12 protein-coding genes are annotated in these 11783 nt (G+C 39.0%); 10 read left to right on the plus strand and 2 right to left on the minus strand.

Annotated elements, in window-relative coordinates:
- Positions 1-223 precede the first annotated feature (223 nt).
- From HMPREF2634_RS07145 to HMPREF2634_RS07170, 6 genes are all read left to right on the plus strand, one after another.
- Positions 224-676 (plus strand): MarR family transcriptional regulator, encoded by a 453-nt coding sequence (locus HMPREF2634_RS07145; protein ID WP_021001895.1) that lies wholly within the window; start codon positions 224-226, stop codon positions 674-676.
- Entirely contained in the window at positions 673-2205 is a 1533-nt protein-coding gene (locus HMPREF2634_RS07150; RefSeq protein WP_021001894.1) for an ABC transporter permease/substrate-binding protein, read from the plus strand. Before HMPREF2634_RS07145 ends, HMPREF2634_RS07150 begins: the two co-directional genes overlap by 4 nt.
- On the plus strand, positions 2202-2921 hold the full coding sequence (locus HMPREF2634_RS07155; protein WP_021001893.1) for an ATP-binding cassette domain-containing protein: 720 nt from the start codon (positions 2202-2204) through the stop codon (positions 2919-2921). Before HMPREF2634_RS07150 ends, HMPREF2634_RS07155 begins: the two co-directional genes overlap by 4 nt.
- A 22-nt stretch (positions 2922-2943) precedes the next feature.
- Entirely contained in the window at positions 2944-3897 is a 954-nt protein-coding gene (locus tag HMPREF2634_RS07160; protein WP_021001892.1) for an alcohol dehydrogenase catalytic domain-containing protein, read from the plus strand.
- A gap of 149 nt (positions 3898-4046) precedes the next feature.
- Positions 4047-4700, plus strand: coding sequence for an LD-carboxypeptidase LdcB/DacB (ldcB, locus tag HMPREF2634_RS07165; protein WP_306806735.1), 654 nt, complete (start codon positions 4047-4049; stop codon positions 4698-4700).
- Between the two features lie 25 nt (positions 4701-4725).
- A complete protein-coding gene (locus tag HMPREF2634_RS07170; RefSeq protein ID WP_057489726.1) occupies positions 4726-5016 on the plus strand; it encodes an AraC family ligand binding domain-containing protein in 291 nt (96 codons plus the stop codon).
- A gap of 129 nt (positions 5017-5145) precedes the next feature.
- Here the strand turns inward: HMPREF2634_RS07170 and HMPREF2634_RS07175 are convergent, their stop codons facing one another.
- Positions 5146-5391, minus strand: a complete 246-nt coding sequence (locus tag HMPREF2634_RS07175) for a type B 50S ribosomal protein L31 (protein WP_003023866.1) — start codon at positions 5389-5391, stop codon at positions 5146-5148.
- Positions 5392-5494: 103 nt separating this feature from the next.
- Positions 5495-6433 (minus strand): DHH family phosphoesterase, encoded by a 939-nt coding sequence (locus HMPREF2634_RS07180; RefSeq protein ID WP_021001890.1) that lies wholly within the window; start codon positions 6431-6433, stop codon positions 5495-5497.
- A 152-nt stretch (positions 6434-6585) separates the two neighbouring features.
- Here HMPREF2634_RS07180 and HMPREF2634_RS07185 point away from each other — a divergent pair, with 152 nt between their 5' ends.
- The 4 genes from HMPREF2634_RS07185 to thrS all read left to right on the plus strand — a co-directional run bounded on the left by HMPREF2634_RS07185 (position 6586) and on the right by thrS (position 11707).
- Positions 6586-7029: a flavodoxin gene (locus tag HMPREF2634_RS07185; protein WP_021001889.1), complete on the plus strand. Its 444-nt coding sequence runs from the start codon at positions 6586-6588 to the stop codon at positions 7027-7029.
- 133 nt (positions 7030-7162) lie between these two features.
- Entirely contained in the window at positions 7163-8548 is a 1386-nt protein-coding gene (gene sufB, locus HMPREF2634_RS07190; protein ID WP_021001888.1) for a Fe-S cluster assembly protein SufB, read from the plus strand.
- A 572-nt stretch (positions 8549-9120) separates the two neighbouring features.
- On the plus strand, positions 9121-9762 hold the full coding sequence (locus HMPREF2634_RS07195) for an adenylate kinase family protein (protein WP_021001887.1): 642 nt from the start codon (positions 9121-9123) through the stop codon (positions 9760-9762).
- Positions 9755-11707: a threonine--tRNA ligase gene (gene thrS, locus HMPREF2634_RS07200; RefSeq protein ID WP_021001886.1), complete on the plus strand. Its 1953-nt coding sequence runs from the start codon at positions 9755-9757 to the stop codon at positions 11705-11707. The genes HMPREF2634_RS07195 and thrS overlap by 8 nt, the downstream gene beginning before the upstream one ends.
- The last annotated feature ends 76 nt before the right edge of the window (positions 11708-11783 follow it).

Consider the following 11783-nt stretch of genomic DNA (forward strand, 5'->3'; position numbering starts at 1 on the left):
ATCATTTAAAAGTTTTTGATTTTGTTGCTCCACAGTGGTTCATTAGTACGGAAGCGCCTAATGAATTTCTCCAAACCGCTGCGCTTTGCAAGCATAACGCATAAATAATAGAAGCTAGGTATTTTTTCCAGCTTCTTTTTTAAAACAAAATCTTTGACAAAAAAGGTTCTATATAGTAGAATAATCATAAACTTCTATATCGTATATTTTAGAAAGAAGAAAAATGAGTAAAAAAGTAATCAATGGTGGGTTTTATATCGGGAAAATTCATCGTTTGTCCAATCGACTGATGAATCACATTTTGTTAGAACGAGGAATTCAAGCCTTTAATGGAGAGCAGGGGCGCATTTTGCATGCGCTTTGGCAAAAAGATTGTCAAAGTCAAACCGAATTATCAGAGCAGACAGGCTTGACACTCAATACTCTTACGAAAATGATTGATCGAATGATTAGCATGAACCTTGTAGAACGGTATTCTTACGAAAAAGATAAGCGCAAAAAGATGATTCGCTTGACGGGCTATGCCAAAGGTCTGCAAGATGAGTATAATGCGATTTCTAAGGAAATAATTGAAATCTTTTACAGCGGATTTTCTGACCTAGAAATTGATGAATTTGAGACTTATTTGGAGCGTATCGTGGCAAATTTAACCAAGCCAAGAAAGGATGAAGCATGAACGAGTTAATCAAATTAGTGACCAATCAATGGCAGTTTCTATTTAGTCTGGTGTGGGATCATATCTGGATATCGGGCTTGTCTATCTTGCTTGCTTTAATTTTGGGAGTTGGGCTTGGAATTTTCATCAGTTTCAAAAAAAGCTGGGTTGGAGTCGTTATTGGTTTAGTGAATATTCTTTATACAATTCCCTCCATTGCACTTTTAGGGATTCTGATTTCGATTACGGGGATTGGTAACAAGACAGCAATTGTAGCACTAACCTTATATGCTCTGTTACCAATGGTACGGAGTACTTATACAGGCATTTCTGGTGTTGACCCGCTTCTCATTGAAGCAGCAGAAGGAATGGGTTCTACACGCAAGCAGATTTTAACCAAGGTGCAACTGCCCCTTGCCTTTCCGGTTATGATGGCAGGTTTTCGCAATATGGTGACGATGACCATTGCACTAGCCGGGATTGCCTCTTTCGTCGGTGCTGGTGGTCTGGGGGTTGCAATCTACCGTGGGATTACAACCAATAATCAAACCCTAACCTTGGTCGGAAGTATTTTAGTAGCTTTGTTGGCACTGGTCTTTGATTTTCTCCTTTCTTTGATTGAAAAATCAATCTTAAACCATAAAAAAGTATCCAAAAAATGGTTGGTTGTTTTAAGTTTCATAACTTTTTTGACAGCAGGAATAATCGCGTTTTTCCAAATGAATCCAATGGGTGGAACGGTCAAAATTGCGACCAAGCCACAGACAGAAAACTATATCTTAGGGGAAATGCAAAAGCAAGTTATTGAAGAATACACCAATCTGAAGGTCAAAATGACCAAAGGTGTTGGTGGTGGGACAGCTAATATTCACCCGGCTATGTTGAAAGGTGATTTTGATATTTATGCTGAATATACTGGTACAATTTGGGAAGTTATTCTCAAACAATCAGGTTCTTATGATGAAAGTCAATTTAAGATACTTGAAAGTCAATATCGAAAAAAATATCGGTTAGAATGGGTAAATACATTTGGATTTAATAATACGTATGGTTTGGCAGTTCGTAAGGATATTGCAGAAAAATACAATATCAAAACCTTTAGTGATTTAGCTAAAGCAAGTCCCAATTTAACTTTTGGCGCAGAGTATGACTTCTTTGGTCGAGAAGACGGTTTTGCCCGATTGCGATCAACCTATGGTATGAAATTCAAGTCGCAAGTGGACATGGATAGCGGACTGAAATATCAGGCAGTTAAATCTGGTAGAGTGGATGCAATTGATATTTTCACTACAGATGGACAGCTTCATGGAGCAAATCTCGTCGTTTTGAAAGATGATAAAAAAATCTATCCTTCTTATCAAGCAGGAACGGTTGTTCGGTCAACAACTCTTAAAAAATACCCTCAATTGAAAAGAGCACTAGCTAAATTAGATGGTATTTTGAACGATAGCAAAATGGCAGAATTGAACCACAAAGTAGAAAATGATAAAGAAGAACCTGCTAAAGTTGCTCATGACTATCTTGTAGAGAAAGGAATTTTGAAGAAATGATTGAATATAAAAATGTCAGTAAATCATATGGAAATCAAGACATTATTAAACAATTGGATTTGAAAATTGAAGACGGTGCCTTTCTGACGATTGTAGGGACTTCTGGCTCAGGCAAAACGACATTGTTAAAGATGATAAATGGTTTGGTCAAGCCGAATCAAGGGCAAATCCTTATCAATGGTCAAGATGTGCAGGACACGGATTTGATTGAATTGCGGCGAAACATCGGTTATTCTATTCAGGGAAACGGCTTGTTTCCGCATTTGACAGTTGCTGAAAATATTGCTTACGTCTTAAATTTGCAAAAGAAAAGTCAAGCAGACATTGACCGGATTGTAGATAAAAAATTAGCTATGCTAGGCTTGGAAAATGATTTGAAAAATCGTTATCCGTCTGCTCTTTCTGGTGGACAGGCTCAACGAGTGGGGATCGCACGTGCATTAGCTGCAACGCCTAATATTTTGCTAATGGATGAGCCGTTTGGAGCAGTGGATGCTATTACTCGCTATCAGTTACAGCGTGAATTAAAGTTACTGCATGAAGAAACCGGAATTACAGTTGTGTTTATCACACACGATATAGCAGAAGCTTTGAAACTAGGTACGAAAATCCTCGTTTTAGATAAGGGAGAAATCCAGCAATATGGCACGCCGCAGGAAATAAAAATGCAGCCTGCAAATGATTTTGTCAAAAAATTACTAGAATTAGCAAGCTAAGGAGAAGTTCTATGAATCAAAAATGAAAGCCATGGTGATTTATGAGCCTGGTGGTCCAGAAAAATTTGTTCTAGAAGAACGAGAAATCCCGAATGTAAAAGCAGGCTGGACTCTAGTCAAGATTAAAGTTTTTGGTATCAATCATTCAGAAATTGTCACTCGGAAAGGTCTATCTCCAACTGTTCAATTCCCTTGTATTTTAGGAATTGAGTGTGTAGGACAAGTAGTTGAAACGACAAGGAGAGATTTGCAAGAAGGACAAAAAATAGTCTCTATCATGGGGGAAATGGGACGTGCTTTTGACGGTTCTTATGCTGAATATGCTCTACTTCCAAATGAGCAGATTTATCCCGTAGATAGCCAATTACCTTGGTCTGAGTTAGCAGCAGTACCAGAGACCTATTATACCGCTTTTGGCTCTTTCAAAAATCTGCAGATAAAAGAAGGAGATTCAATCTTAGTCCGAGCTGCGACAAGTGGTGTTGGATTAGCTTTCTTAAAATTGGTAAAGGCGCAATTCCCACAGAATCGTGTAGTTGGCGTAGTTCGTTCTCTTGCTAAAAAAGATTTGCTTCAACATCAAGGTTTTGATGAAATTATTTTAAATGAAAGAGGAGTTTTGCAAACTGAGGAAAAGTTTGATAAAATCCTTGAATTAGTTGGTCCGGCTACTTTAAAAAATTCATTTGACCATATTCAAAGTGCAGGAATTATCTGTAATACTGGTCAATTAGGTGGCAAATGGTATGTAGAGGAGTTTGACCCAATCGTAGAAATAAAAAATAATAGTTTTTTGACGAGTTTTTATTCAGGCAATGTGAGCCAGCAGCTTTTTGATGAACTTTTTAGCTATATTGATGTTTACCAGATAAATGTATCTCCTCAACGAATCTTTTCGTTAGAGCAAATCCTAGCAGCCCATTCTTATATCGAAAGTCAAGTGGGATTTGGTAAAATGGTCGTCTTAAATGATTAACTAGAAAAATTAAAAGTGTGCAAATTGCATGCTTTTTTGAATTGACATACAGTATATCTATGCTTATAATGAAAATTAGAAAATTCTATAAATGAGGCGATACAGATGAAAAAAGAATTGGGATTTTATTAGTAGCGAGTTTACTTCTTTTGACAGCTTGTGGGGAAAAGAAAACGAATGTGGAAACGAAACAAGAAGGAAAAGCAGCATCTGCAAAAGTTGCGTCCTCTGAGCAAGCAAAGAAAAAAGCAAAAGTTCATTATAATGGTTCTTACTATAGTGTAAAAGGAAAATACGATGAAATTGTCATCGCAAATAAACATTATCCATTATCTTCAGATTACAATCCTGGTGAAAATCCTACTGCTAAAGCAAAATTGCTGGAGTTGATTGCTGCTATGCAGCGCGAAGGCTATCCTATCAGTCATCAATATAGCGGTTTCCGTAGTTACCAAACGCAGGTTACTCTTTATCAAAATTATGTCAATCAAGACGGGAAAGAAGCAGCAGATCGTTATTCTGCTCGACCTGGCTATAGTGAACACCAAACAGGCTTGGCTTTTGACTTGATTGGCACAGACGGAAATTTAGTAACAGAAGAAAAGGCGAGTCGATGGCTTTTGAAACATGCAGCCGAATATGGTTTTGTCGTGCGCTATCTAACTGGGAAAGAAGACAAAACTGGATATATGCCAGAGCAATGGCATCTGCGTTATGTTGGGAAAGAAGCAAAAGCGATTGCGGATTCAGGACTATCTTTAGAAGAATATTACGGTTTTGCTGGGGGAGATTATAAGGATTAAAGTTGAACACAAGGAGACAATGCACATGAAGATTTATACAATGACCCCTACTATTGATGTCGTGGAAACACCTGTTGAAGAAACTAGTCGTATCATCCGTCACCTTCACTTAGGAGAAGGAAAAATGATTCCTGAACACAAGGCTGATGTTTTGGTGACTGTTGTTTGTCTAGAAGGAAAGGTTGATTTTACAGCATCTGGTCAAACCGTTCAACTTGTTCCCGGAAGTTTTTTAACCATGGAACCCAATGAACTTCATAGTTTATATGGTGTGAAAGATAACCATGTATTGGTTATTCAGCAATTAAAATACTGAATGTGAAAAAAGGTAAAACTTGGAAGTCATACTGTCGTAGATTCCAAGTTTTTTTGATTATATAAAAAAACCTTTCCCAAAATTGGAAAAGGCTTATTATCAACATTCTTTGTAATGTAAATACGATTTTTATTTGAGACCGTATTTTTTGTTGAAACGATCCACACGTCCATCTGCTTGAGTGAATTTTTGACGTCCAGTATAGAATGGATGTGAGTCTGATGAAATTTCCACACGGATCAAAGGATAAGTGTTTCCATCTTCCCATTCAACAGTTTCGCTAGAATACTTAGTAGAACCACTAAGGAATTTGTAGCCAGTTGAAGTATCCATAAAGACAACAGGACGGTATTCAGGATGAATATCTTTTCTCATTTTTAAAAATTTCCTTTCTGCCATGGTCTCTCTGCGAGCCATAGATTCGTTACTTTGATAGTTTACCAAATTCTAGCGGATTTGACAAGCCTTTTCTACCAAATTATTTTCTTTTTGCCAATTCTTTCAATTCTTGATAAACTTCTTCGATTTCTTCTTTGGAGTAAGCATTGGCACCACTGGCAAGAGGATGACCGCCTCCGTCGTGTTTTTTAGCTACTTCATTAATCGGGATAAATTTACTCCGCAACCGAACGCGATAATTGCCATTTTCTTGCTCAACAAAAATTCCCCATAATTCAACGCTGTCAATACGCCCCGGAGCTGAAACGATAGCAGAAGTGTCAGCATCTGTTAAATGATTGGCTTTGAGAAGTTCCTGAGTTAAAATGACACGAGCTGCACCATTTTCATCGACTTCTAAATGGTCATAAACATAGCCTTGAAGTTTAGCGATTTGATAGCTGAAAGAGTCCATTTTTCGAGCTAAAGCAGCAAAATCAAAGGGATACTCGCGAAGTTTACTTGCGACAGCCATTGTGCGGGCAGTTGTGGCAGGATATAGGAAACGTCCTGTATCACCGACAATTCCAGCATAAAGCAATTTAGCAGAATAATCATCTAGTTTCAGTTTATTTTCCAATGCAAAGAGAGCAATTAATTCACTAGCACTACTAGAGCTAGTATCCACCCAAGAAATGTCTCCGTAAATGTCATCGTTTGGATGATGATCGATTTTGATGAGAAAATCTCCTTTGTTGTACCGTTCGTCATCAATCCGAGCAGTATTTGCTGTATCACAAACAATCACTAAAGCATGTTTGTAATCATCGTCTGAAACATCATCCATTTTGGCCAGCCAAGCAAGAGTTGGTTCAGTTTTTCCTGCTGCTTTAATCTTTTTCTCTGGAAAATTGACTTGAAGTAATTTTTTTAAACCGACTTGACTTCCTAATGCATCGGGATCGGGCCGCATGTGACGATGGATGATGATTGTATCATATTCTTTAATTTTATGTAAAATTTGTTTGAAAATTTCCATATTCTAACCTCCACTCTACCTTCTATTTATTGTATCATAAGGTAGCTATTTTAAAAAGTAAAAGTGAGGAGCAACCAAACTTCAAGAGATTTCAAGTGCAACTATTTGTTCAATATGTTATAATAAATTGATAGAATTTTTTGGAGGAAATTATGGCGTTAGCAAAAATTGTATTTGCGAGTATGACAGGAAATACAGAAGAAATTGCAGATATTGTAGCTGATAAATTAAAAGAACGTGGTTTAGAAGTAGATATTGATGAATGCACAACGGTTGATGCAGAGGAATTTCTAGAAGCAGATATCGCAATCATTGCTTCTTACACATATGGTGACGGAGAGTTGCCTGATGAAATTGTTGATTTTTATGAAGATTTAGCTAGTCTTGACTTGACCGGAAAGATTTATGGTGTTGTCGGATCGGGCGATACATTCTATGATGAGTTTTGTAAGGCCGTAGATGACTTTGATCGTGCTTTTGCGGCAACAGGTGCTGAAAAAGGTGCTGAAAATGTCAAAGTCGATCTATCAGCAGAAGATGAAGATATTGAAAATCTGGAGAAATTCGCTGAAGCATTAGCCGAAAAAGTACGGTAATCATGTAAGAAGGCTGGGAAATTTTCCTAGTTTTTTTTAGCTTAATTTATTATATTTTAGGCATATATTCTGACATTTCTAATATAGAATAGTATAATAAGAGAAGAGAATTTGTATCAATGGGAGGAATGAGATGACGAAAGAACGAGATTATGCCTTTGGATTTCATGACGATGTGAAGCCTTTGTTCTCGACAGGCAAAGGTTTAACAGAAGAGGTTGTTCGTGAAATTTCTGAAATTAAAAATGAGCCGCAATGGATGTTGGATTATCGCTTGCGTTCTTTAGAGTTGTTCCATAAATTGCCCATGCCTGATTTTGGACCAGATTTATCCGGCATACGATTTGATGATATTGTCTATTATCAAAAATTAAGTGGGGATCGGGCTAGAAGTTGGGATGAAGTGCCAGATGAAATAAAGAAAACCTTTGAGCGTCTGGGGATTCCTGAAGCAGAGCGTCAATTTTTGTCAGGGGCTGTTGCTCAGTATGAATCTGAAGTAGTCTATCACAATATGAAAGAAGAATTTGCCAAGCAGGGCATCATCTTTACCGATACTGACACGGCAGTACAAGAATATCCGGATTTGGTCAAAAAATACTTTGGAACAGTCATTTCTAATGCAGAGCACAAGTTTTCCGCTTTGAACAGTGCTGTTTGGTCAGGTGGCACATTTATCTATGTTCCTAAAAATGTTCAATGTCAGGTGCCGGTTCAGACATACTTTCGTATCAATGGAGAGAATGCCGGTCAATTTGAACGCTCGCTCATTATCGTAGAAGAGGGTGGCTCTATTCAATACATTGAGGGCTGCACAGCGCCGACTTATACGACCAATAGTCTTCATGCTGCAAATGTAGAAATTATTGTTAAAAAGGATGCTTTCTTCCGCTATACAACGATTCAAAACTGGTCGGACAATGTTTATAATCTGGTGACCGAGCGTGGAACGGTTGAAGAAGGCGGTACTCTGGAATGGATTGACGGAAATCTAGGCAGCAAGGTTAATATGAAATACCCTTGCAGCATTTTGAATGGTCGTAATGCAAGAACTTCGGTCCTTTCTATGTCCTTTGCTAATTATGGTCAGCATTTGGATGCAGGCTGTAAAGTTTATCACAATGCGCCAAAGACTTCTAGCACATTGATTTCCAAGTCTGTTGCCAAAGACGGAGGTAAGACAGATTACCGCGGTCAAGTCCGTTTTGGCAAGAACAGTGCTGGTTCAAAGTCTCACATTGAGTGCGACACGATTCTTATGGATGGTGAATCCAGCTCAGATACCATTCCGTTTAATGAAATTCACAATTCAAATGTTGCACTTGAACACGAAGCTAAGGTTTCTAAGGTTTCAGAAGACCAGCTTTATTACCTTATGAGCCGCGGTATTAGCGAAGAAGAAGCAACTGCCATGATTATCAATGGCTTTATGGAGCCAATTACCAAAGAGCTCCCAATGGAGTACGCAGTTGAGCTCAACCAGCTCATCAACATGAGTATGGAAGGTTCTGTAGGATAAAAATAAAAACAGTCGTGAGGCTGTTTTTTTGTGCTCCTAATTGAAATAAGAGAAAGAAAAAAGCACCGAATCGGTGCTCACTTTTCAAGTTGGATACGGACAAAGCCTTATTTTAACTTGCTGTGCTGTTTCGAATGGTTCCAAAACCGTTCTGAACGCAAGCAACTTGCTAAAGAGGTTTTAGAGCTGTGCTGTTTCGAATGGTTCCAAAACCATCATGAGACAGTTACCTAAAGCTATTAGGTTTTAGAGCTGTGCTGTTTCGAATGGTTCCAAAACACAATACACTTTAATCATAGGACTTGCAAAATTTTTCAATCGTGCTATAATACTTTTTAGAGACATATCGCTGACTGGAATCTTTTAGAGAGCGCGTGGAGCTGAAAATCGCGCAGAGGAAGGCAGTTGAGACTACTCTGTTAGCTTTTATGCAAACATAAAACGGTGGCTACGTTAGAGCCAATCAGAGGTGTCAACAAACTTTTTTGTTGTACATGAATGAAGGTGGAACCACGTTGCGACGTCCTTTTCGGGATGTCGTTTTTTTTATTTTGTTGAAGGGAGAAAAAGTTATGCTCTATATGATTGGCGGATCACCCTGCAGCGGGAAATCAACGCTCGCTTCCCTTCTTGCTCGGAAGTACGATTTGCTTCATATCAAGCTGGATGATTTGGTAGACGAGATGATGAGTCAAGCAAGTGTAGACTCACGACCGATTTGCCTTCTTAGACAGGACAGAAATCCGGAACAAATCTGGATGAGAAATCCAGAAGAGATGGCAGATGAAGAATGGCGCTTTTATGAAGAGATTTTTCCTTATGTGAAATCTTGCTTGATAAAAGATCAAGACAAAGCCCTCTTGGTGGAGGGAGCAGGGCTTCTGCCTCACCTGATAAAAAGTCTTGAAGAACCAGCGGTTTCCTATCTATGCTTGACTCCGACAGCTGATTTTCAGAAAAAGCATTATAAACAGAGAGAATGGGTTCCTTATGTCTTAGAGGGAACATCCAATCCTGAGCAAGCTTTTGAAAACTGGATGCAGCGGGACATTCTGTTTGCCCAAATGGTGCGGAAGGAAGCTCAGAAATTAGGCTATCCCAGTCTCATGACAGATGGTAGTCGATCGGAAAAGGAGACTGCTGAAAAGATTGCCAGGCTCTTAAAATTGCCCAATACAAATAAAATAGATATTAAAGGAGAAAACTATGATTAAGATTACTTTCCCAGATGGCGCTGTTCATGAATACGAAAGTGGCAGCACAACTTTTGATATTGCTCAGTCTATCAGCAATTCCTTGGCAAAGAAAGCCTTGGCTGGTAAATTCAACGGCAAACTCATCGATACCACTCGTCCTATCACAGAAGACGGTAGCATCGAAATTGTGACACCTGACCATGAAGATGCTCTTCCTATTTTGCGCCATTCGGCTGCTCATCTCTTTGCCCAAGCTGCTCGTCGTCTCTTCCCAGACATTCACTTGGGTGTCGGTCCAGCTATTCAGGACGGATTTTACTATGATACAGACAATACCGCAGGACAAATTTCCAACGAAGATCTTCCTCGTATCGAAGAAGAAATGAAGAAGATTGTCAAGGAGAATTTCCCGTCAATTCGCGAAGAAGTGACAAAAGATCAAGCGCGAGAAATTTTCAAGAATGATCCTTACAAGTTGGAATTGATTGAGGAGCATTCAGAAGATGAAGGTGGTTTGACAATCTACCGTCAAGGTGAATATGTGGATCTCTGTCGTGGACCTCATGTCCCGTCAACTGGACGTATTCAAATTTTCCATTTGTTAAATGTAGCGGGTGCTTACTGGCGTGGAAATAGCGATAATGCTATGATGCAACGGATTTATGGTACAGCTTGGTTTGATAAGAAAGATTTGAAAAACTATCTTCAAATGCGTGAAGAAGCGAAGGAACGTGACCACCGTAAGCTCGGTAAAGAGTTGGATCTTTTCATGATTTCTCCTGAAGTTGGGCAAGGTCTTCCATTCTGGCTTCCAGATGGTGCGACTATTCGTCGTATCGTAGAGCGCTATATTACAGACCGCGAAGTCAATGACGGCTACCAACACGTGTATACGCCACCGCTTGCAAGTGTGGATTTATACAAAACTTCTGGTCACTGGGAACATTACCAAGAAGATATGTTCCCGCCAATGGATATGGGAGACGGTGAACAATTTGTTCTTCGTCCGATGAATTGCCCACACCATATTGAGGTTTATAAAAACCATGTTCATTCTTATCGTGAGTTACCTATTCGTATTGCGGAACTTGGTATGATGCATCGCTTTGAAAAATCAGGTGCACTTTCAGGACTCCAACGTGTTCGTGAAATGACCCTAAACGATTCTCACTTATTTGTCATGCCAGAGCAAATTCAAGAAGAATTTAAACATGTGCTGGATTTGATGATTGACGTTTACAAAGACTTTAATATCACAGATTATCGTTTCCGTCTGTCTTATCGTGACCCGAATGACAAACATAAATATTTTGATAATGATGAAATGTGGGAAAATGCTCAACGCATGTTAAAAGGAGCAATGGATGACTTAGGTTTGGACTACTTTGAGGCAGAAGGCGAAGCTGCTTTCTACGGTCCTAAATTGGATGTCCAAGTAAAAACGGCTCTTGGGAATGAAGAAACCCTTTCCACTATTCAATTGGACTTCTTGCTACCAGAACGTTTCGACCTTCATTATGTCGGAGCAGACGGTGAAGAGCATCGTCCAGTCATGATTCACCGTGGTATTGTATCTACTATGGAACGCTTTATTGCTTACTTGATTGAAACATACAAAGGTGCTTTCCCAACTTGGCTTGCTCCTCATCAAGTGACGGTTATTCCGATTTCTAATGAAGCACATGCTGACTATGCTTGGAAAGTGGCGAAAGAACTGCGCAATCGTGGTGTCCGCGTGGATGTTGATGAACGCAATGAGAAAATGCAATACAAGATTCGTCAAAGTCAAACCCATAAAGTTCCTTACCAATTGATTGTAGGGGACAAGGAACAAGCAGACGGTACAGTAAATGTTCGTCGTTATGGTAGCAAACAAACGCATACAGAAACAGTTGCAGAATTTGTAGACCATATTTTGGCTGATATTGCTAGAAAATCACGCTCAGATGATAGTGAAAACTAAGCTAGAAAAGATGTATATTAAAAACTCTATCTCTAATTGGGAAAATCCCTTTTAGAAATAGAGTTTTTTCATTTTA

This window comes from Streptococcus sp. HMSC034B03 (assembly GCF_001838575.1).
In the GTDB taxonomy this organism is placed as follows: Bacteria; Bacillota; Bacilli; order Lactobacillales; family Streptococcaceae; genus Streptococcus; species Streptococcus anginosus.

What these genes read in the sequence shown, in the direction of transcription:
- HMPREF2634_RS07145 (WP_021001895.1), top strand. Translation starts at nt 224, where the DNA reads ATGAGTAAAAAAGTAATCAATGGTGGGTTTTATATCGGGAAAATTCAT.
- HMPREF2634_RS07150 (WP_021001894.1), top strand. Translation starts at nt 673, where the DNA reads ATGAACGAGTTAATCAAATTAGTGACCAATCAATGGCAGTTTCTATTT.
- HMPREF2634_RS07155 (WP_021001893.1), top strand. Translation starts at nt 2,202, where the DNA reads ATGATTGAATATAAAAATGTCAGTAAATCATATGGAAATCAAGACATT.
- HMPREF2634_RS07160 (WP_021001892.1), top strand. Translation starts at nt 2,944, where the DNA reads ATGAAAGCCATGGTGATTTATGAGCCTGGTGGTCCAGAAAAATTTGTT.
- HMPREF2634_RS07170 (WP_057489726.1), top strand. Translation starts at nt 4,726, where the DNA reads ATGAAGATTTATACAATGACCCCTACTATTGATGTCGTGGAAACACCT.
- HMPREF2634_RS07175 (WP_003023866.1), bottom strand. Translation starts at nt 5,391, where the DNA reads ATGAGAAAAGATATTCATCCTGAATACCGTCCTGTTGTCTTTATGGAT.
- HMPREF2634_RS07180 (WP_021001890.1), bottom strand. Translation starts at nt 6,433, where the DNA reads ATGGAAATTTTCAAACAAATTTTACATAAAATTAAAGAATATGATACA.
- HMPREF2634_RS07185 (WP_021001889.1), top strand. Translation starts at nt 6,586, where the DNA reads ATGGCGTTAGCAAAAATTGTATTTGCGAGTATGACAGGAAATACAGAA.
- sufB (WP_021001888.1), top strand. Translation starts at nt 7,163, where the DNA reads ATGACGAAAGAACGAGATTATGCCTTTGGATTTCATGACGATGTGAAG.
- HMPREF2634_RS07195 (WP_021001887.1), top strand. Translation starts at nt 9,121, where the DNA reads ATGCTCTATATGATTGGCGGATCACCCTGCAGCGGGAAATCAACGCTC.
- thrS (WP_021001886.1), top strand. Translation starts at nt 9,755, where the DNA reads ATGATTAAGATTACTTTCCCAGATGGCGCTGTTCATGAATACGAAAGT.